This window comes from Cohnella sp. AR92 (assembly GCF_003990975.1).
Taxonomy (GTDB): Bacteria; Bacillota; Bacilli; order Paenibacillales; family Paenibacillaceae; genus Cohnella.
Map to the genome: position 1 here is coordinate 1 of NZ_RZJR01000007.1, position 20,408 is coordinate 20,408.

Annotated in this window: 18 protein-coding genes; 9 read left to right on the forward strand and 9 right to left on the reverse strand. The window is 54.2% G+C overall.

All coding sequences use genetic code 11. The features are described from left to right. Nucleotides 1-1,424: 1,424 nt before the first annotated feature. On the reverse strand, nt 1,425-2,171 hold the full coding sequence (locus ELR57_RS12440) for an HTH domain-containing protein (RefSeq protein ID WP_126959409.1): 747 nt from the start codon (nt 2,169-2,171) through the stop codon (nt 1,425-1,427). Between the two features lie 218 nt (nt 2,172-2,389). Continuing rightward, nucleotides 2,390-3,691 (reverse strand): alpha-glucosidase/alpha-galactosidase, encoded by a 1,302-nt coding sequence (gene melA / locus ELR57_RS12445; RefSeq protein WP_126959410.1) that lies wholly within the window; start codon nt 3,689-3,691, stop codon nt 2,390-2,392. 135 nt (nt 3,692-3,826) lie between these two features. Here melA and ELR57_RS12450 point away from each other — a divergent pair, with 135 nt between their 5' ends. Beyond that, nucleotides 3,827-4,666: an AraC family transcriptional regulator gene (locus tag ELR57_RS12450; RefSeq protein ID WP_126959411.1), complete on the forward strand. Its 840-nt coding sequence runs from the start codon at nt 3,827-3,829 to the stop codon at nt 4,664-4,666. Nucleotides 4,667-4,718: 52 nt separating this feature from the next. Then, the gene (locus ELR57_RS12455; RefSeq protein WP_126959412.1) at nt 4,719-5,303 is read left to right on the forward strand and encodes a hypothetical protein; all 585 of its coding nucleotides are present in this window, start codon (nt 4,719-4,721) and stop codon (nt 5,301-5,303) included. Nucleotides 5,304-5,355: 52 nt separating this feature from the next. On the opposite strand, the gene ELR57_RS12460 is transcribed toward ELR57_RS12455, so the two are convergent. After that, a complete protein-coding gene (locus ELR57_RS12460) occupies nt 5,356-6,657 on the reverse strand; it encodes a DUF3048 domain-containing protein (RefSeq protein ID WP_370452260.1) in 1,302 nt (433 codons plus the stop codon). 359 nt (nt 6,658-7,016) lie between these two features. On the opposite strand from ELR57_RS12460, the gene ELR57_RS12465 reads away from it, so the two are divergent. Then, on the forward strand, nt 7,017-8,759 hold the full coding sequence (locus ELR57_RS12465; RefSeq protein WP_126959413.1) for an alpha-glycosidase: 1,743 nt from the start codon (nt 7,017-7,019) through the stop codon (nt 8,757-8,759). Nucleotides 8,760-8,987: 228 nt separating this feature from the next. Here ELR57_RS12465 and ELR57_RS12470 read toward each other — a convergent pair whose 3' ends face one another. After that, entirely contained in the window at nt 8,988-10,274 is a 1,287-nt protein-coding gene (locus ELR57_RS12470) for an MFS transporter (protein ID WP_238162508.1), read from the reverse strand. Between the two features lie 185 nt (nt 10,275-10,459). Here ELR57_RS12470 and ELR57_RS12475 point away from each other — a divergent pair, with 185 nt between their 5' ends. Further along, complete coding sequence (locus ELR57_RS12475; protein WP_126959414.1) at nt 10,460-11,377, forward strand: LacI family DNA-binding transcriptional regulator; 918 nt, start codon at nt 10,460-10,462, stop codon at nt 11,375-11,377. A 55-nt stretch (nt 11,378-11,432) separates the two neighbouring features. Here ELR57_RS12475 and ELR57_RS12480 read toward each other — a convergent pair whose 3' ends face one another. Further along, nucleotides 11,433-12,227 (reverse strand): Cof-type HAD-IIB family hydrolase, encoded by a 795-nt coding sequence (locus tag ELR57_RS12480; protein WP_126959415.1) that lies wholly within the window; start codon nt 12,225-12,227, stop codon nt 11,433-11,435. Between the two features lie 145 nt (nt 12,228-12,372). On the opposite strand from ELR57_RS12480, the gene ELR57_RS12485 reads away from it, so the two are divergent. Genes ELR57_RS12485 through ELR57_RS12495 form a run of 3 tightly spaced genes read left to right on the forward strand, consistent with a single transcriptional unit; the run spans nt 12,373 to nt 14,996 of the window. Continuing rightward, entirely contained in the window at nt 12,373-13,383 is a 1,011-nt protein-coding gene (locus ELR57_RS12485) for an ABC transporter ATP-binding protein (RefSeq protein ID WP_238162509.1), read from the forward strand. Nucleotides 13,384-13,394: 11 nt separating this feature from the next. Then, nucleotides 13,395-14,183: an ABC transporter permease gene (locus ELR57_RS12490; protein WP_158630012.1), complete on the forward strand. Its 789-nt coding sequence runs from the start codon at nt 13,395-13,397 to the stop codon at nt 14,181-14,183. A gap of 18 nt (nt 14,184-14,201) precedes the next feature. Beyond that, on the forward strand, nt 14,202-14,996 hold the full coding sequence (locus ELR57_RS12495) for an ABC transporter permease (protein ID WP_158630013.1): 795 nt from the start codon (nt 14,202-14,204) through the stop codon (nt 14,994-14,996). Between the two features lie 82 nt (nt 14,997-15,078). On the opposite strand, the gene ELR57_RS12500 is transcribed toward ELR57_RS12495, so the two are convergent. Together ELR57_RS12500 and ELR57_RS12505 are read right to left on the reverse strand one after the other, a co-directional pair. Continuing rightward, nucleotides 15,079-15,876, reverse strand: coding sequence for an alpha/beta fold hydrolase (locus ELR57_RS12500; protein WP_126959419.1), 798 nt, complete (start codon nt 15,874-15,876; stop codon nt 15,079-15,081). A 1-nt stretch (nt 15,877) separates the two neighbouring features. After that, entirely contained in the window at nt 15,878-16,402 is a 525-nt protein-coding gene (locus tag ELR57_RS12505) for a PadR family transcriptional regulator (protein ID WP_158630014.1), read from the reverse strand. 231 nt (nt 16,403-16,633) lie between these two features. On the opposite strand from ELR57_RS12505, the gene ELR57_RS12510 reads away from it, so the two are divergent. Next, the gene (locus ELR57_RS12510) at nt 16,634-17,191 is read left to right on the forward strand and encodes an RNA polymerase sigma factor (protein WP_126959421.1); all 558 of its coding nucleotides are present in this window, start codon (nt 16,634-16,636) and stop codon (nt 17,189-17,191) included. Then, nucleotides 17,188-18,564: a serpin family protein gene (locus ELR57_RS12515; protein ID WP_126959422.1), complete on the forward strand. Its 1,377-nt coding sequence runs from the start codon at nt 17,188-17,190 to the stop codon at nt 18,562-18,564. The genes ELR57_RS12510 and ELR57_RS12515 overlap by 4 nt, the downstream gene beginning before the upstream one ends. 367 nt (nt 18,565-18,931) lie before the next feature. Here ELR57_RS12515 and ELR57_RS12520 read toward each other — a convergent pair whose 3' ends face one another. Beyond that, nucleotides 18,932-19,264, reverse strand: coding sequence for an antibiotic biosynthesis monooxygenase (locus ELR57_RS12520; protein ID WP_126959423.1), 333 nt, complete (start codon nt 19,262-19,264; stop codon nt 18,932-18,934). Between the two features lie 22 nt (nt 19,265-19,286). After that, nucleotides 19,287-20,312, reverse strand: coding sequence for a siderophore ABC transporter substrate-binding protein (locus ELR57_RS12525; protein WP_126959424.1), 1,026 nt, complete (start codon nt 20,310-20,312; stop codon nt 19,287-19,289). Nucleotides 20,313-20,408: the final 96 nt, after the last annotated feature.

Consider the following 20,408-nt stretch of genomic DNA (forward strand, 5'->3'; position numbering starts at 1 on the left):
CTTGCTCCTATGGTCGCTCTATTTGACTCGTATTTACTCACCTGCACCAACTATGTGTCTGTGCACGCACCCTCCTGTGTATTTTCTACTCGTCTAAGTTCCTCCTCGCGCCATTGTCGCTCTAGTTGAGTCGTTGTTACTCACCTGCACTCACCATGCGTCCTCGCACGCACCCCCCTGAGTAATTTCTACTCGCGTAAGTTCCTCCTCGCGCCCATGGTCGCTCYAGTTGGGTCGTGGTTACTCACCTGCACCCACCATGCGTCCTCGCACGCACCCACCTGATTAATTTCTACTCGCGTAAGTTCCTCCTCGCGCCCATGGTCGCTCTAGTTGGGTCGTGGTTACTCACCTGCACCCACCATGCGTCCTCGCACGCACCCACCTGAGTAATTTCTACTCGCGTAAGTTCCTCCTTGCGCCTATGGTCGCTCTAGTTGAGTCGTAGTTACTCACCTGCACCCACCATGCGTCCTCGCACGCACCCACCTGAGTAATTTCTACTCGCGTAAGTTCCTCCTTGCGCCTATGGTCGCTCTAGTTGAGTCGTAGTTACTCACCTGCACCCACCATGTGTCTGTGCACGCACCCACCTGAGTAATTTCTACTCGTCTAAGTTCCTCCTCGCGCCATGGTCGCTCTAGTTGAGTCGTGGTTACTCACCTGCACTCACCATGCGTCCTCGCACGCACCCACCTGAGTAATTTCTACTCGCGTAAGTTCCTCCTCGCGCCCATGGTCGCTCTAGTTGAGTCGTGGTTACTCACCTGCACCCACCATGCGTCCTCGCACGCACCCACCTGAGTAAATTCTACTCGCGTAAGTTCCTCCTCGCGCCTATGGTCGCTCTAGTTGAGTCGTGGTTACTCACCTGCACCCACCATGCGTCCTCGCACGCACCCACCTGAGTAATTTCTACTCGCGTAAGTTCCTCCTCGCGCCTATGGTCGCTCTAGTTGAGTCGTGGTTACTCACCTGCACCCACCATGCGTCCGCGCACGCACCCACCTGAGTAAATTCTACTCACCTAAGTTCCTCCTCGCGCCTATGGTCGCTCTAGTTGGGTCTGGTTACTCAYCTGCACCCACCATGCGTCCTCGCACGCACCCACCTGAGTAAATTCTACTCACCTAAGTTCCTCCTCGCGCCTATGGTCGCTCTAGTTGGGTCGTGGTTACTCACCTGCACCCACCATGCGTCCTCGCACGCACCCACCTGAGTAATTTCTACTCGCGTAAGTTCCTCCTTGCGCCAATGGTCGCTCCAGTTGGGTCGTGGTTACTCACCTGCACCCACCATGCGTCCTCGCACGCACCCACCTGAGTAATTTCTACTCGCGTAAGTTCCTCCTCGCGCCCATGGTCGCTCTAGTTGGGTCGTGGTTACTCAACAGTCTTCACCAAACGCAGAATTACGCAATTGTTTCAACAATAGGTACTCGTTCTGCGCTCCTTGTATCCGGTTCGTAAACCCTTCTTGGAAATTATCGCGGTTAATAAGCTCTTTTCTACTAAGGAGTTAAGATGAGGGGCAATCGTCTTTCGTGTGACATCAAGAGCTCTAGCAATTTGACTGGTTGTGAATTTCTCTCCTCCTATGGAGCGGCTATAATGCATGACCGCCCGCTCATAAACATTTAGCTTAACCTGCTCCCCGTCGATTGGCCGTCCCCACCTCGCAAGCGCCATCAGAATCGTCTGTTTGCAGCGGGCCGTCTTCTCGTTTAATCCGTCATACGAGAAGCGAAGCAGCTTCCACTCGTCAATGAGCAGCAGATTCTGGCGTTCGTCGTTGTCGTCGAAGCGCCAGCGGCTGATATCGCGCCAATGCGGACCGAAGCCATCGACTTCCAGAACCAGGCGAAAGCCAGGCGAAGGAAGAAACGCATAGTCGGGATACCGGGGAGTCCCTCGCAAATCCACAATCTCGAACTCGGGATGCAGGTTCTTCAGATTGCCGACGGCCTGCCACCAGATATAAGCAAGAAGCTTCTCGGCGTGAGAATGCTCTTCCTGAAGCCGGCGCTTCCTCTCCCCGCGGCTTCTCTTGATCGCATCGGCCATCATCTGAGCATATTCCCGCTGGAACGCCGCATCAAACTTGATCTGCGTGCTATCTACCCGCTGCTCCACAACCCGCTTCTCCTGTCCCCTTCGCGTTTCCGTTCCCATACGATTAATCCTCCTGTTCGGAATTCACCCCAAACCCAAACAAAAAGCCGCTCACCACGGAGTTCCCTCCGGAATGAGCGGCCTGTGCTTCAGGTCCGTTTATGAGAATACCTTATCGGATTATAGGAGGCTTGGCAATAGCTCCTCACCTTTTACTCCGTTTATTAGAATGAATACCTTGGTGAATTATCTTTAGCTTGGCATTAGCCCTCTTACTTTCACTTATACCTCGGAAGCCAGTCCCCGTGAGCCTCGATCAAGTCGTCGCACAGGGAGACGATGTCGTCGAGCGACAGCTCCGCGGACGTGTGCGGGTCGAGCATCGCGGCGTGGTAGATGTGCTCCTTCTTGCCGGTGATCGCCGCTTCGATCGTGAGCAGCTGCGTGTTGATGTTGGTCCGGTTCAACGCGGCCAGCTGCGGCGGCAGGTCGCCCACGTACGTCGGGGTCACGCCGGACGAGTCCACGAGGCACGGCACCTCGACGCAAGCCTCGCGCGGCAAATTAGCAATAAGCCCGCCCGTGTTCATGACGTTGCCGCCGATCTTGAACGGCGTGTTCGTCTCCATCGCGTCGAAAATATACGATGCATACTCATGAGAACGCTCGTGACTGAGCTCCACGTCGCTCAGCATGTCGTCCCGCATCTTCGCCCAGCCCGCGATCTGGTTCACGCAGCGGCGCGGATACTCATCCAGCGGGATGTTGAAGCGCTCGATCAGCTCCGGATACTGCCGCTTGATGAAGTACGGGTGGTACTCCGCGTTGTGCTCGGACGACTCGGTTACATAGTAGCCGAATCGGTTCATGAGCTCGTAACGGACCATATCCCCGTGCTTCTCCTTCTGCCTCTCCGCCGCGCGGCGTTTGATCTCCGGATACAGATCCACGCCGTCCTTCGTCACCTCGAGCAGCCACGCCATATGGTTGATGCCCGCGATTTTCGATTGAACCCCGGTGTCATCGATCCCCAGGTCCTTAAACAGATGAGAGACGCACACCTGCACGCTGTGGCACAGACCGACCGTCTTCACTCCGCCGTAGGTGTTCATCACGTTCGTCAGCACCGCCATCGGATTCGTGTAGTTGAGGAACCACGCGTCCGGGCACACCTCGCGAATGTCGCGGGCGAAGTCGAGCATAACCGGGATCGTGCGCAGATTGCGGAAAATCCCCCCGATGCCGATCGTATCCGCGATCGTCTGGCGAAGGCCGTACTTCTTAGGCACTTCGAAGTCGATGACCGTGGAAGGCTCGTAGCCTCCGACCTGGATGGCGTTCACGACATACTTGGCCCCGCGCAGCGCTTCCTTGCGGTCCGAATAGGCAACGACGCGGCACTTGCTGCCGGCCGTTCGGCGAATGTTGTTCAGGATCGCTTCGGACTCCTTCAACCGCGCCGGATCGATATCGAACAGCGCCAGCTCGAACTCCTGAAGCGACGGCGTCAGCATGACGTCTCCTAGTACATTTTTGGCGAAAATCGTGCTTCCCGCTCCGAGAAACGTTATTTTGGACATGTGCAGCGACCTCCCGATCAGTAGGTAGAATAAAGACTCTCTGCGTTTTATAATAAAGATATAGCGCTTCCAACCATATGGACGAAAAAATGCTGTATATGTACTTTTGTCGTTTCTATTCGAGGAGGTTCCTTCATGCGCAGAAGGCCGGTCACGATCACCGCCGTCCATCCATCCCCCAAGCCGGGGCCGCTCACCATCCTGTTCGCCGGGCATTCGCAGACGCTGCCGGAGCACCGAATGGGTCCCCAACGGCTGGATTACATCTTGATCCACACGGTTATCGAAGGGACCGGCTGGTACCGCTGCCGCGACCGCCATTACGACTTGGGGGCGGGAGACAGCTTCGTCATTCTGCCGGAGGAGATGCATTCCTATCAGGCTTCCGCCGACAATCCGTGGCGCTACCGCTGGGTCGCCATCCGCGGAAGCGAAGCGGAACGCTGGCTCGCCGCGGCCGGGATCGACGCGGACAACCCGATCCTTCGCGGCGGCTCGGACACCGCGCTGAAGGCGATGCACGAGATCGAGCGGACGTTCCGCAAGAAGGAATGGACCGCCGATTGGGAAGCGGAGGCCCATCTTAAACTCGCCTTCTCCGCTTGGGCGAAGGCCAACCGCCCAGCCGGTCCTCCCGTTACCGCCAGCAAGAAAAGCATCGCCGCCGCGGAGGCCGACCGGGCCGCCCGCTGGCTCCAAGCCGAAGCGTCTTCTCCCGTCTCGATCGCCCGGATGGCACAGGAGCTCGGCTATCACCGAACCTATCTGACGAAGCTGTTCCACCAGGAGATCGGCGTGTCGCCGGTGCGCTACCTGCAGCAGCTTCGCATGGATCGGGCCAAGCTGCTCCTGTTGGAGCCGCTCTCCGTCGAGGAAGTCGCTCGATCGGTCGGCTATGAGGATCCTCTCTACTTTTCCAAGTCGTTCAAGAAGTGGTTCGGCATGACGCCAACCGATTATCGGAAGCGAACGTAGCTCTCCAATCATGGGCATGCTAATCCCGAATCCCTGCGGAGGAGATGCCCCATTGACCAAACTCCCGTACCTGTTCCCGTTCCTGTTCCTGCTCATCCTATCGCTTCCCGCGCCGGCAACGAACCCCGCGTTCGCTACCGGCGATCCGAACGAGCCTATCGTTCGCCAATACATAGAATCGATCAACGCGAAGGATTGGAACGGGATTCCCGCCTTATGGATTAAAAGCCAACGCGAAATGCTGGCTCCCTTCTTCAACGGCAAGCGGAATGCACAACGGAAAGCAGGGCTTTTCAACATTAAGCAAGCCGCTCTCGTCTCGTCCAGGCCGATTCCGTATGAGTACGGAAGCCAATTCTTACCCAGCTTTATCGATTCCTTGCCCGACCCGCAAATCTCGTATGTTGCCGTGTATTATCAGGTGCATCGAGAGGACAAATACCATCTCAATGGCGTGAACTATTTCTTCATCGTCACAGCCAACGAGAACGGAAACCGCCGAATCGCCCTGACGCCGCATGTCCCGACCGACCAGCTGATTAGCGACGGCTACGGGTTCGGAACGCCGGACGAGAAAAGCTACAGAGAGCGCAGAATCAAATACGTGCGGAACCGCGACTCCAAACGCCAGCCATAACGCCGAAGAACGCCCCCAACACAAGTTAGGGGCGTTCTTCGCCATCAAGCGCTTATCGATACGTCAAATGCTTCTCCATCGAGTCCGAGTTCGGAACGATGTGGTAATACGTCACTCCAGGTACGAACGGGAGCTCCTTCCCGTCCTTCGTCAGCCGGATGATGTCGCCTTTCGTTCTCTCCCAGCTGCAGTCGATCACGTACCCTTGCTGGAACAGGACGGCCTTGCCCCCGCTGTTCAGGTCGATGTCCAATCGGCCGTAGTCGTCATACGCCCGATGCTTGGTCGACAGCACGACCAGGTTGGCGGCCGTCAGCTGCTGGCCGTTGTTCAGGTCGACGTGCGGCTGCCCGTTGATCGAACGGGCGTACAGTCCCGTGCCGGGATCGAACTGATAGGACACCTTGTAATCCGAGAGCTGGAACTTCACTTCGATCTGCGATGCCGGAGCGGCGGCGGCGACGTCCGGCTGGGTGCTGAACGTCAGCTGCGGCACGTCGACCGTCTCTTTGTACTTGTGCTTGGCGGCTCCTTCGCGAAGCTTCTCCAGCGTCGAATAGAGATTGTGCGGCGCTTTGCGGGACTTTTCCCGGTAGAAATAAGCGCCCGCGTTGTTGATCTCGTCGAGATCGGCTTTGCCGGAATGCTGAAGGATGGCAAGCGCGTCGTTGCTGGCCCCCGCGTGCACGAGGACGCCGCCGTAGCTCTCTCCGATATCGATCAGATAAGGACGGATGCTGCGAATCGGGCCGATCGGGTCCGTGAATTCCTTGCTCTGGAACACGGCCACGAGCCGGGTAATCCCGCCCTCCGCGAGAACCTCCCACACCGTATCCGCTTGAGAGAGCCCCGATTGCGGACGCGCCGCCGCGAAGTTATTGATCATCACGGTCAAAGGGCGCTTCGTCACGGTCTGCTCCGAGGGCAAGCCGGTTAGCGGAGCCAGGAAAGCGGCCGTCGGGTTCTCGGACGCGCTTGCGCTGGCCGAAGCGGATTCGCTGCTCTCCGCGGACGGGGTCGCTTCCGCGGCCTTGTTGCCGCCGCCGCAGGCAGGCAGAATGAGCAAGCTGGCAGCCAAGGCCAGCAAGATAGAAATGCGCACGGGCTTGTTGCCCGCCGCGTATTTCGCCACGTTGTTCGTTTTGTTCTTCGTCACGTCGTTCGTTACGCTCATCGTCACGCTTTTCGTCCTGTTGTTTGTCTCGCTATTCGTCACGTTGTTCGTCATGCTCATCGTCACGTTCTTCGTCGCATGATTCATCGCATTCTTAGTCCCATTTTCCGCCGCATCCATCGTTGCATTCCCTGTCTTATCGTTCATCGCCTTGTTCGTCGCCTTGTTCGTCGCGCCCATCGTCTCGAATCCTCCGTCGTCTGCGTATTGGTCCCGTTCGGGATTGATTCAAGCCTTCTTCCTTATTAAACCATATCGGCTTTCGACTTGTCTTGGCTAATCGTCGCCGATTCGCGCGAACCATGGCAAAAAAGCGGATAAAAATCCGATAATGCCGTACTTGGCGCCTCCTGCGGGATCGCTTATAATGGGTTATGCAATCGTTGACAATTCAAAGGCAATGCTACCGACAAGGTACAACCTCGGCGCGCAAGATGAAGGCGGGAGGATTGTGCCTTTTTTTGCTTTGCTTCCGCTTTGATTCTTGTTCGCCGCCAGCCCTAGTCCTATATTCGAATTCAAGCAGAGGAGCGAAGAACATGTTAAAAGAAGCGATCTACCACCGTCCGAAGCAGAACTGGTCCTACGCCTACGACGGTCGCACCGTCCACTTAAGAATCCGCACGAAGCGAGACGACGTCGAATCGGTCAACGCCATCGTCGGCGACAAGTATGCCTGGAAGGAGACCAAAGCCAGCGTTCCCATGAGCCGTTTCGCATCGGACGAGAGCTTCGACTATTGGGAAGCCGCCGTCCAGCCTCCGTACCGCCGCTTGCGCTATGCTTTCCATTTCCGCCAGGGCAGCGAGGATCTCTACCTGACGGAGAAGGAGTTCCGTTCCAAAGCCCCGGTCGACTCCGAGAACATGTTCGAGTTCCCTTTTATCAACCCGATCGACGTGTTCGCTCCTCCGGCTTGGGTCAAGGACGCGGTATTCTATCAGATTTTCCCCGAGCGGTTCGCGAACGGAGATCCTTCGATCAGCCCGGAGAACGCGGAGCCTTGGGGCGGCGAGCCGACCCCGAAGAACTTCTTCGGCGGCGACCTGCAGGGAGTGCTCGACCATCTCGACTATATCGAGCGGCTCGGCGTGAACGCGATCTACTTTACTCCGCTGTTCGAAGCGACGACCAACCATAAGTACGACACCCAAGACTACCTGAAGGTGGACCCTCACTTCGGCACGAACGAGAAGCTGAAGGAATTGGTGGACGCCTGCCATCGGCGCGGCATCCGGGTGCTGCTGGACGCGGTGTTCAACCATGCCGGACGCACCTTCCCTCCGTTCGTGGACGTTCTCGAGAAGGGGGCGGAGTCTCCGTACGCGAGCTGGTTCCATGTGCGGGACTTCCCGCTGCGGATCGAGGACGGCATTCCGACATACGAGACGTTCGCGTTCGAGCCGATCATGCCCAAGCTGAATACCGAGAATCCGGATGCCAGAAAATATCTTCTCGACGTGGCGCGTTATTGGGTGGAGGAGATCGGCATCGACGGCTGGCGGCTGGACGTGGCGAACGAGGTCGATCATGAATTCTGGCGGGAATTCCGCAAGACGGTCAAGGCCGTCAACCCGGACGCCTACATTCTCGGCGAGATCTGGCATGATTCCATGCCGTGGCTGCAGGGCGATCAGTTCGACGCCGTCATGAACTATCCGTTCACGAACGCCGTGCTCGACTTCTTCGCCAAGGGCAAGATCGATGCCGCCGGCTTCGCCAACCGCATCGGCAAGCAACTCGCTTCTTATCCGCAGCAGGTGAACGAAACGGCGTTCAATCTGCTCGGCAGCCACGACACGCCTCGCCTGCTCACGCTTTGCAAGGAAGACGAGCAGCGGATGAGACTGGCCGCCTTGTTCCAGCTCACCTATCCGGGCGTTCCTTGCGTCTACTACGGCGACGAGATCGGCATGACGGGCGAGGGCGACCCCGGCTGCCGCAAGTGCATGGAATGGGACGAGGACAAGCAGAACGCCGAGATGCTGGACTTCTACCGGAGCACGCTCGCGCTTCGCTCCCGGCACGCCTCCCTGCGCGGCGTCGATCTCCGTTTCCTGCAGGCGGAGGAAGGCGGCAAGCTTCTCGTCTACGAGCGCCGCTCGGCTGATGGGGATCGCCTGATCGTCGCGATGAACGCGGGCAAGCGTCAGGCGAAGCTCAAGGTGGAAGCGGACGGCTCGTGGGTGAATGCGTATTCCGGCAAGCCGGTTCCTTCGGCCAAGGGAGCCTTGAAGTTCGCCTTGCCGGGTTACGGGTTCCTGGTACTGAAGCAAGCCTAACAAACAGCGGCGAAGGGAATGTTCCCTTCGCCGCTGTTTTTGTCTCAAGGGTGCATGCTGCCGTCACTGGGTGCCTCGTCCCGCCGATGTGCGTAGTGTAACTACCTTCCTGCTTCATTCGCCGCCGGCTCTCGCTCATGTGCGTAGTCTGGTTACCTTCTTCCGCCGCTGTGTGCCTCGACCCGCCGATGTGCGCAGTCTAACTGCCTTCTTCGCTCATTCGCCGGATCAACGATAATTCCGTATCGGCTTTAGGACGATCGCCGCCGCAATGGCCAAGACCAGCAGCCCCATGCTCATCGCCGCAAGGACGGTCGCCGCTCCCCATCGGTCCGCCAGCATCGACGCGGCCGCGAGGCCGAGCGAAGGAGCGACGCTCGAGATCGCCCCCATCGTTCCGTAGACTCTCCCTTGCCATTCATCCTTCACCTCGAGCTTGAGGATGACCTGGGTAATCATCGAGCAGAAGGAGAAGAGCAGCCCTCCCAGCAGGACGAAAGGAATCGCTAGACGTGGCGAACCGAGTCCGGAGATCAACCAGTAGATCGGCCCGAGAAGGAGGAGGCCGAAGAAGACGAGATGCCCCCGCCTGCCGAAACGATGTCCGAAGGTAATAATCAGGCTCGCCCCTGTCATATAGCCGAGCGGAATGCACATCTCGATCAATCCGAACTCGACCGGTCCCGCCTTCCACTCGCCCACGGCAATGACCTGAACCAGCATGATCGCGGTCAGGAAGAACACTGTCAACAGAGGGCTAAGCAGCACGATGGACCGAATCAGAGAATGGCCGCGAATGTGCGAGATCCCGCTCCGCCAATCCTGAAGGAAGGATCGCTTCTCCTTCCCCGCCGTAGAGAGCATCGGCGACGGAAACCTTCCGGCCGACAGCGTACAGACGGAGGAGAGCAAATAGGCAGCGGACGTTACTAGAATCGCCGCCAATCCCCCGAAAGCCGAGACAACGACTCCCGCCAGAGCCAGCCCCGAGATCCTCGCCGCGTTGTCGAACAGATAGATCGTGCTGGATGCTTGCTGGATTCGGCCGGGACCGACGATCTGCGTCGTAGCCGCTTGGAAGGACGGTCCCTGAACGAGTCCCGCGAACGTCGAAAGCGACACCAGGACGAGCATCACGGGAAAAGGCGCATCCATGACGAACAAGCTCAACCCTAACAGAATCGCGATAACGCAACGGGCCCAATCCGACAGCAGCATCAGCTTCCTCCGGTCCATGCGGTCCGCCAGCGTACCGGCGAACGAAGCGAACAGGAAGGCGACCGCCATCGTGCAGATCTGCACCGATGCCATGCGTTGGGCGCTCCCCGTCGTCTGCAGCACCCACAAGCTGAGGGCGATGCCGTTGAAGCTGTCTCCGAAGATCGATGACGTAAACCCGGACAACAGCCACAAGAATGGCCTATTGCGCCAGACCGGACGATCCTCGGCCGAATCCGCCTTCCCGCCGCGAGCCCGTACTGACTCCATTTGCTCCCCATGAAGCGGTGCTTCCATCCCTCCAGCTCCTCTCCAAGCGCTTAGAAGTGAACCTTTTCCACTTAACTTAATCGTTTAAGTGATTTCAGTATAGGAAGCTTCTTCTTTCTTGTCAATCCTGATTCGGCAAGCCATGGATTCCCGCCGGAGGCTCGATTGTGTTAGCATACAGGTAACGGAATGACTCGGAAGGAGGCCCCCCCTTGAGGAAAACAACGCTGAAGGATGTTGCCGCGGAAGCCGGCGTCTCCATCGCGACTGCCAGCTACGTGCTAAATAAGGTAACGAACCAGACGATCCCCGACGAGACCAAGCAGCGCGTGTTCGAGGCGGCGGCCAAGCTGAACTACGTTCAGAATCTGGCGGCGCGCTCCCTATCCTCGGGACGTTCGAACCTGCTCGGCGTCCTGCTTGTCGGGGAGGAAGCCGACCTCATCTCCAAATACATGAGCTACGGCAGGTTCATCGACGAACTGGAGCAAGCCTGCCGCTCTTCCAGCTATCATCTGATGGTGTCGCGCATCGACCCGAATCGGCCCGACTTCGCCATTATCGCCGAGCGGAAGCTGGACGGCGTCTTCCTGATCGATGCTCACGAGAGCTCCTTCTACCAAGTGTCCGAGAAGTTCCCGTACGGCTCCCCGCTCCTTCTGGTCGACGGATCGATCGAAGACACTCTTTTCCGCAAGCTGACTCCCGACTACGATCAACTGTTCCGAACCGTTCGGGAACGCATCGGCGGGACAAGCCCTTACGCGGTTATCCACGAGAGCTATCACAATCAAGCGACGGTGCGGATGATCGGCATGGCAAGCGGACTGGACTCGGAGAGAATCAAGTTGGCCGATGGGGACGAAGAGCTTCTGCAAGCATTCGCGGAGCGGCATAAAGACTCGCCGATCGTCGTCTTTAACGAATTTCTCGCTTTGCGGCTGCTGGCGCGGAATCCGTCGCTCGACCTGCTCGTGGTCTGCACCTCCGGCTGCCCCGAATATTTGCCGGAACGGGTTGGCCGCCTACTGCCGAAGGTCCCGAAAGCGCAGTTGGCCGCGGCCATGATGCGGAAGCTGCTGGAGAACGCCGAAGAGAGTCTCCCGGATGGACTTATCGAGTTCGAGTAGGATTGGGAGGGGGTTGTGAGGCGGTTCTCCGCGTTTTAATACAGATGACAAATGATTACACCACAAATCTCTCAATTGCAACAGCAACACCATCGTTATCATTTGAATCGGTTACGTGGGCTGCGCAATTTTTTAGTTCAATTATCGCGTTCCCCATTGCGATCGGAAATCCGCACGTATGAAATAGTCCTAAATCGTTAAAGTCATCCCCGAACACCATCACATTTTCTGGCTTCACCCCGATATCGTCAAGCACCCATTGTACAGCTTCTTCTTTGGAAGCTGATTTTTGCATGATTTGAACCAATACTCCTCCATCCGTTGCGATTACGTTCACATGATCGCCGAATTGCTCGATAACATCCATCCATGTGCTGTAACCATGAACCAATATTTTGGTTGGGGATAGCGAACTAATAAAATCCTTATCAACAACCAGGGGTTTAGGATCATTTGAACGGATGCCGAAATGACTAAGTTGCAAGTCAGGAATTGGCGTACACGTATAACATGAGTCATTGACCTCGTAGTTAATTATCGATTGAGGTGCATGAACCTCGATAAAATTGTTAATCTGCCGGCTAATCTCATTTGGAATACTAATGTGCCGCTTAATTTGCTTAGACTTGCAGGTCAATAGAGCACCATTGTAATAAACAAAGTAGTCCACAAAAGGAAAATTCTCTACGAATTGATTAGCCGCTCTAGGCGGTCGCGCCGTTGCAACAATAATATGAATTCCAGAATCGTAACATCTTTTTACAGTCTCATAATTTCTAGGTGAAATAGATTTGTCACTTCCGAGCAATGTTCCGTCCAAGTCCAATACAATTGCCTGTATGTCCAACATCTTCCTCTCCCCTCACAAGTAATTCATCCAAATATAACCTAAGTTTAGGCCTTTAGTGAAATAACGTCATTCTTCTTTCTAACGTGGACAGTTAATTGCATTAATGCTAAATTATTCAATGTATATTCCAGGGTGGGGTGGTCGTGTGGACATCATTTCTGTGAACGGTATCACGAAGACTTATCGCCAGTATCGCAGGTTTCCGGGGCTTATCGGTTCGGTTAGGAGCTTGCTCACTCGTCAGTATACGGAAGAGACCGCCGTACGCGACATATCCTTCTCCATTCGGGAAGGCGAAGCAGTAGGTTACCTCGGCCCTAATGGCGCAGGGAAATCGACCATGATTAAGATGATGACCGGCATTCTCGTCCCCACCGCTGGAGAAATGCATATTCTTGGCTCAGTACCCCATGAGGCGCGGAAAATGAATGCTCAGCACATAGGAGTAGTCTTCGGGCAACGGAGTCAATTGTGGTGGGACCTGCCGGTTATGGACTCTTTCGAGCTGCACAAGTACATATACAAAATCTCCGCGCCAACCTATCAAAATAATCTTAAGTTTTGTATGGAGCTGCTCTCCCTTCGAGATTTCATCCATAAACCCGTAAGACAGCTGAGCTTGGGTCAAAGAATGCGGGTCGAGATTGCAATGGCGCTGCTGCATGACCCCAAGCTGTTGTTCCTTGATGAGCCTACGATCGGACTGGATGTTATGGCCAAAGACCAAATTCGTCAATTTTTGCGGACCGTAAACCGGGACAAAAAAGTCACCATCCTATTAACCACGCACGACATGAAGGATTTGGAGGAAATTTGCCCCAGAATGATCGTCGTGAATAAAGGAACCCTCGTTTACGATGGTTCTGTGCTGAAGCTCCGCGACAGGCTCGGGGACGAGCGCCGCGTTGTCATTGATTTCCGCGAGGAGCCTGGAACGATTGAGTTCCCGGGCCTAACGCTGCTCCAAGAAGAGGGCTTAAGGAAAACGTACCTATTCGCACGCGGCGAATCCACCGTTTTTGAACTTGTAAGTAGAATAGCGTCGCAGTATCCCGTTGAAGATGCTTCGATTGAAAGCGAGGATATCGAATCCCTAATCCGGCGATATTATCAACAATTAGCCCTGGATGACATGCGTAACCGCGATATCGGATGAGGTGCTCAGTTGTGATAACCTACTTCATGTTCTCAGTTAAAGCTTTTACGAATCAATTAGCTTATCGTGCCGAGGTTTGGCTTCGTTTGCTGGGCAATTTCGTTACGATTCTCATCCAGGTGGAAATATGGAAAGCCGTCATCGGCAGCGGAAACGTAGATGGCGTCACGGTTGAGCAAATGATAACCTACAGCGTTATCAACACGCTGCTCTCCGCCCTTCTGCTAAATGGGGTGAGCAGTAAAGTCGACGATAGCCTAAAATCGGGAGGCATTGCTTCCGAGCTTGTTAGACCGCTCTCTTATCCCTTATATTTGCTCTTCGACGGGCTCGGGAATTCTATCTATCAATTGACATTTACGGTCGCTCCGTCCTTTCTGATTGCCTGGCTATTTTTCGGCATTCTTCCCCCATCATCTGCTGCTAATTTTATCGCCTTTTTAGGGGCGCTGATCATCGCGCTCATCGTTTCCTTTCTTCTAGGTTATTTCATTTCGTTACTGGCATTTTGGTTTATGAATCATTTTGCTCTCAGTTGGACGCTGAACGGACTTATTACCGTATTCTCCGGATCATTTCTGCCGATCTGGTTTTTCCCGCACTATTGGGCGTCCTTGGCCAAAGCGCTTCCGTTCCAATACATGGGCTATGTGCCGGCGACAATCTATCTCGGCAAAATGACGGGAACTCAAATGTGGCAAACGCTGGCATTAGGCATGGGATGGATCGCAGCCTTGTTGGTTCTTGTTCAATGGCTATGGGCGAGAGCTGTTCGCCGATTGGTCATACAAGGCGGTTAATCCGAAAGGCGGATGTTCATGACGATACAGTTATTCGGCAAGCTCGTTCGTTTGTTGATGAAAGAAAGAATGGCGTATCGGGCCGACTTCATTCTGTCAGCCTTTGCGCAAATCATCTCCTATGCCGGAGATTATATTGTCATCTGGCTATTTATCGAACAATTCCATAACCTCGCTGGATGGACATGGCCCGAAATAGCCTTTCTATACAGTATCGGGCTATTTTCTTATGCGATTGGCGCATCCTTTTCTTTTGTACAGATGAGGGAACTGGAAGGTCAAGTCAAACAGGGAACATTCGAAACCATCCTGATCAAACCTGTAAATCCCTATTTTTATTTCGTCAGCAGAGGATTCAATCTGGCGTACATCGCCCATATTGCTATTTCGGGGTCGGTCCTGATATGGGCTATGATCAAGTTGGGTCTGCAATGGACCTGGCTCGACTACGTTTATTTGATATTAGCGTTAATCGGCGGCGCCTTGATTCAGGCAGGCTTACTTACGGCGATCGGAGCGATGTCCTTTATTTGGGTGAGGACGGGTTTCTTGTTTTCGTTGTTTTTCCGTCTAAAGGACTTTATCTCCTACCCGCTGCCCATATTTGGCTCGTTCGTTCAACTGCTCTTGACTGTCGGCGTTCCGCTGGCCTTTATTAATTTCTATCCGGCTGCGTTCCTGCTGTCCAAAGAGGCTCTGCTAATCCCCCAGTGGGCGATGTGGGCGGTTCCAGCGGTCGGTCCCGTGTGTTATTGGATCAGCTACCGATTCTGGATGTACAGTGCCAACAAATATCAAGGCGCTGGCGGTTAACCGGACGGATGTTCTATCGCCTCGCCGCATGGCGGCACAAACGGCGCTGATACGGTTCTCCGTATCATAGATAGGGCGAAGATCAGGGCTCTCTATTCAAGTATTCTAACAATATCGAAGTAAACTCGGATGGATGTTCCAAGTGAGGGTAATGCCCCGAATTGTTCATCACGATTTTCTCGGAGTCTTTCACTCTGCTATGGATGATCTCGCATACTTTCTTGTTGAACGGATGGTCATTCTCCGGCTCGATAATGAGCAGCGGTTTACGAATTTCCTCGAGTCTATGAATGGCGTGAGGCGTCAACGGCCTCTGCCACGATTGTTTGCTGTTATAAAATACGGCGTTAGACGTATAGATCTCCTTAAAGCGACGTTTGCGCTCCTCCTCTTGCGGAACCATATAGCTCCAAAAATTTTTTTGAAGGAAAACATCGGCTGCTTTCTCCATTCCGGCTCGATTAACCCTTAAGTAATCCAATATCCCTTCCCACTTCATTCGAAAAGGATAGTTTACTCCGTTGATTGACGGCCCGACGAGAATCAGCTTGTTCACATACTCAGGATATCTCAAGGTGAAATCAATCGCCGCGCTTCCCCCGAATGAAGATGCGACAATATGCGTATTGTTAACCTGGTAATAATCGAGAATACTCTTTATGTCCTCATAATAAGAGAACGGGCCGGAAGGCCCCGAGCTTTGCCCATAACCCCTCTGATCATAACGAATCGCTTTGAATTGACTCGCAATCTCATCTACATGTTCATCCCACACCGACATATTGGAATACCCCCCGTGAACCAGGAGTACGCTATCGCCCTGTCCCTTAATAGAAGCATGGAGCTTTGCTCCGTTCGCCTCGCAGAAGTTAGCTGGCATCTCAAACCTCTCCCTTTCCCCTAAGATCGTGTATCGCTTCCTCGCACCAACGCAGTCGTGCCTCCATGGAATGGATTCCGTACCTCAGCGTAAGCATCCATGTCGGAGGAACGCGATTATGGTATTGCTGGAGCGCTTGCGATTCTTGCTCTTTTAGAACGGCAACGTTCTTCTCCAGCTCTTCTCGTTCACTCGCTAACAGCGCTAGAATAGCCTTGGCGTCTTGCGGACCCGCAACGAATATTTTTAACAGCAGCTCGTCTCTGTAGTTAATCGGGTTGACCGGTTCGGAAAGCCATTGCCGAAATACGGTTTGCCCTTCCGGCGTGATTCGATACAGCTTCTTTCTGCGCGAATCATTGGATTCCACAGGTTCGGCATACCCTTCCCGCTCGATTTGCTTTAACATCGGATAAATCTGGCCATAGCTTTCGCTCCAGAAAAAGCGAAGCGAAGCATTGAATTGTTTCCTGATGTCGTATCCCGACCGCGGTCCGTGAGCAATGATGCCCAATATCGCGTACAACGTGTTGTTACTCCTTGCCATTCGTTCACCTCAAATATATCTAATAGATATATCAAGCATATAAAGAAAAATAACCAATGTCAATTACTGGTTAAATTGCTATTGCAATCTAAATGCTGAATCTCTAGCATTATACAGACAGCTTTTTTAAATAATTTTTAGCGAATATTCCATGGGAAATCCTGTCTTTATAATTAACTAGCTTTTAGTAACGAGCGAAGGAGGGCATGCGTGGAAGATACTCGAATTATCGACATGTATTGGAGTAGAAACGAAGCCGCCATAAGGGAGAGCAGTACGAAATACGGCCGAATGCTTAAACGGATCTCGTTCAACATTTTATCCAATGACGGGGATAGCGAGGAATGCGTGAATGATACATACGGCAAAGCATGGGACTCCATGCCGCCGCAGAAACCGAATAGTCTTGCCGCCTATTTGGGACGAATCGCGCGTAATCTTTCCATTAACCGCTGGCATGCGAACCATGCAAGAAAACGCGGCTGCGGCGCGGATGCGTTGATCTCAGAGCTGTCCGACTGTATACCCTCTCCCCTGAGTACGGAAGAGGAGACGGAAGCAAGGGCATTGTCGGAGACGATTAGCAGGTGGCTGAATTCCCTGCCTCAAGACGACCGGGTTCTGTTCCTGCGACGCTATTGGTTCGGCGACAGCTTGAACAGCCTGGCCGCGGAATGCGCTACTACGCCGAACAAACTGGCCGGACGTATTTATCGGCTGCGCCATAAGCTCAGATCAGCCCTTGAAAAGGAGGGAGTTACGCTATGAAAGAAAAAAAGCTATTTGATGCCTTAACCAACATCCCCGACGAGCTTGTTGAGGAAGCGAGAAAAACAAAGCTGAAACCAACCGTTCGGCCCTGGAAAAAGTGGACTGCGCTTGCCGCTTGTGTCGCTTTGGCGATCGTAATGGTTTCTATCCTACCTCGCGGCGGAAGCCCCTCCGAGGGGGCTCTCTTAGATGTGGTTTTACCAAAGGCATACGCGTATGACGACTTTGGCGCTAAACAGGCAGCGATCGACGTCAATCCCGTAGACGATGCCTTTCTCAAGGCATTGGATGAATTTTCTTATAAAACGGCATCGCAAATTGTTGCAGGCCAAAGCGGCAATACAAACTACTCGCCGCTGTCCCTCTATTACGCATTGGCAATGGCTGCTTCCGGCGCCGAAGGAGAAACGGCAGATGAGCTGCTTTCGCTGTTGGGCGTATCCGATCCTTCCACGCTTTCTAAGCAAAGCGGGAACCTTTATCGTCAGCTATATACGGATAACGCTATCGCAAAATTAAAAATAGCAAACTCCTTGTGGATGAATAAAAAGGTAAGCTGGAAAAATAAATTCATAAAAAATGCTGCCGCAAATTTCTATACTTCCTCGTTCAGCATGGATTTCTCAGACAAGAAGACAGGGGAAGAGATGGCAAAATGGGTATCGGAGCATACAGACGGGATACTCAAGCCTGAGATTGAGATCACGCAGGATCAGATTCTCAGCATCCTCAATACCGTTTATTTCTACGATGAGTGGGTGAATAAATTTAAGGAGGCCGAGACAACCGAAGATGCCTTCTATTTGTCGGACGGCTCTACCGAACATTCTAATTTTATGAATGCTAAATACGCCTCCGCAGACTTTGCCAAAGGCGAGGGTTTTACCCGTTCCGCACTTAGCTTAAAAAATGACAGTCGTATGGTGTTTATTCTTCCCGATGAGGGGGTTTCTCCCCAGGAGCTATTGTCATCACCGGAGAAAGCGAAGGCTGCTTTTGAAGGAGGCCAAGACGGCCATGGCGAAGTGGTATGGCAGATTCCGAAGTTCCGTTTTGGAACGAAGCTTGATCTCAAGGACGCGCTGATCCGTTTAGGCCTAACCTCTGCCTTTGAACAGAATGCCGACTTCTCGGGCATTACCGATAAAAGGGCATCTTTAACCGGAGTTCGTCAAGAAACTCATATCGGCATCGATGAGAACGGCGTGGAGGCCTCGGCCTTCACCGAGATTTTATATGCAGGGGGGGCAGCACCTTTGTCGAAAGACAGAGCGGAGATGGTATTGAATCGTCCGTTTATCTACGGAATTACTGCACCTAATGGCGCGTTGCTGTTTATCGGCATATGCGAGAATCCTCTAGAGAAATAAGGGTGTTCCGCGTTCCGTGGGCAGCACATTTGGGTTCCCAGTACCCAAATACTGCGGCAACTTGCGGAGGGCGGGACCATTTGGGTTCCTAGTACCCAAATACTGCGGCAACTTGCGGAGGGCGGGACCATTTGGGTTCCCAGTACCCAAATACTGCGGCAACTTGCGGATGAGCGGGACCATTTGGGTTCCTAGTACCCAAATACTGCGGCAACTTGCGGAGGGCGGGACCATTTGGGTTCCTAGTACCCAAATACTGCGGCAACTTGCGGAGGGCGGGACCATTAGGGGAGTCTCTGACCGTCCTTAAGTCAAGGGGCCGTCCCTAAGTCAAATTGACTTTTGGGACAGCCCCTTGTGCTAAGCATTAATTCCTTGCTTGCTCTTGCCCTTTCTTGACCGCCTTCACGTCGTACAGGTTCACCGTCGTGCCGATGACGTATTCCGGAGGAGTCTTGCCCTTGCTGTCGCGATGACCCTGGATATGCTCGGGGCTCTTCTCCCAAGCCTTCCACGCTTCTTCGGACTCCCAGCGGATCAGGACGACGACCTCGTCATGCTCCTTCGCGCGCTTGTTGACCATGACGCTGACATCGACGAGTCCCTCTCTTCCATCCATCTTTCCCGGCCCGCTGAAGCGCTCGACGACCTTGTCGGCGTTGCCCTTCTCGACCGTTATGGTTCTCATCATAACGAACATAGATCCGAATCCCCTCTATTGTTTATTGAACGGCTTGGGCCGCTTCCTTCGTCATCTCGAGCTCGGCCGTCAGACCGCCGTTCGCCAGGTACCAGTATTGCGGATCCAGGTAAACGATCTTACCGTTCTTGTAGGCGTTCGTCTTCTTCACGAGATCGTTCTCGATCACTTCCTTGGCCGACTTGCCGCCTTCGCCTCCCGCAACGAGATCGCGATCGACGACGAACAGGATGTCCGGGTTCGTCTCGGCGATATATTCGCTTGTCACGCTCTGTCCGTGCGTGGACACCTCGATCTTGTCGTCTGCCGGCAAGAAGCCAAAGCTTTCATGGATAACCCCGAAGCGCGAGCCGGGACCGTATGCGCTGATCTTGCCGCCGGTCGTCAGAACGACCAGCGCCTTGCCCGCGTTCGCGGCCTTCGCCTTCAGATCGGCTTGCGCCGCCGCGATCTCGGAGAGCGACGCGTCAAGCGCCGATTGCTTCGCGAAGATCTGCGCATACCATTCCTCGTTCGCCTTAAAGGAATCGGCGTATTTCGCATAATCAAGCGACACTTGAATGGTAGGAGCGATCTTGCTCAGCTCCTCGTAGGCCTCCGCCGTGCGTCCTCCGATGAAGATCACGTCCGGCTTCAGAGCGGCCAGCTTCTCGAAATCAGGCTCGAACAGGGTTCCGGCATCCTGGTATTTATCGTCTTTGTATTTCGACAAGTATTCCGGAACGGAAGCCTTCGGCAGCGCCGTGACTTCGACGCCGAGCTTGTCGAGCGAATCCAGGGCGCCGAAGTCGAAGACGACAACCTTCTCCGGATTCGTCTTCACCGTAGCGGTGCCAAGGGCATGCGTGATCGTTACTTCGGCGGGAGCCGCCGCTGCCGATGAAGCCGGAGATGCCGACGGGGACGCTGCCGCAGAGGCAGACGGAGACGACGAAGCGGATGGACTTGCCGCTCCCTCCTTGTTATTGTTGCCGCACGCCGACAACACCGTCAGCGATAACGCCGCCACTGCGGCGAAAGTACCGATTTTACCGAAATTCTTGAACATGATAGACCACTCCTCTGATTTTTATAGATTGCATAGGGGCTTTGCTTTTATGTCGAACCGGCGGCAGAACCGCCGGTTGATCAATGACGTCGATAC

Excerpts from the sequence above, each read along its gene's own strand:
- ELR57_RS12440 (WP_126959409.1), bottom strand. The coding sequence starts at position 2,171 with ATGGGAACGGAAACGCGAAGGGGACAGGAGAAGCGGGTTGTGGAGCAG.
- melA (WP_126959410.1), bottom strand. The coding sequence starts at position 3,691 with ATGTCCAAAATAACGTTTCTCGGAGCGGGAAGCACGATTTTCGCCAAA.
- ELR57_RS12450 (WP_126959411.1), top strand. The coding sequence starts at position 3,827 with ATGCGCAGAAGGCCGGTCACGATCACCGCCGTCCATCCATCCCCCAAG.
- ELR57_RS12460 (WP_370452260.1), bottom strand. The coding sequence starts at position 6,657 with ATGGGCGCGACGAACAAGGCGACGAACAAGGCGATGAACGATAAGACA.
- ELR57_RS12465 (WP_126959413.1), top strand. The coding sequence starts at position 7,017 with ATGTTAAAAGAAGCGATCTACCACCGTCCGAAGCAGAACTGGTCCTAC.
- ELR57_RS12470 (WP_238162508.1), bottom strand. The coding sequence starts at position 10,274 with ATGGAAGCACCGCTTCATGGGGAGCAAATGGAGTCAGTACGGGCTCGC.
- ELR57_RS12480 (WP_126959415.1), bottom strand. The coding sequence starts at position 12,227 with ATGTTGGACATACAGGCAATTGTATTGGACTTGGACGGAACATTGCTC.
- ELR57_RS12495 (WP_158630013.1), top strand. The coding sequence starts at position 14,202 with ATGACGATACAGTTATTCGGCAAGCTCGTTCGTTTGTTGATGAAAGAA.
- ELR57_RS12500 (WP_126959419.1), bottom strand. The coding sequence starts at position 15,876 with ATGCCAGCTAACTTCTGCGAGGCGAACGGAGCAAAGCTCCATGCTTCT.
- ELR57_RS12515 (WP_126959422.1), top strand. The coding sequence starts at position 17,188 with ATGAAAGAAAAAAAGCTATTTGATGCCTTAACCAACATCCCCGACGAG.
- ELR57_RS12520 (WP_126959423.1), bottom strand. The coding sequence starts at position 19,264 with ATGTTCGTTATGATGAGAACCATAACGGTCGAGAAGGGCAACGCCGAC.
- ELR57_RS12525 (WP_126959424.1), bottom strand. The coding sequence starts at position 20,312 with ATGTTCAAGAATTTCGGTAAAATCGGTACTTTCGCCGCAGTGGCGGCG.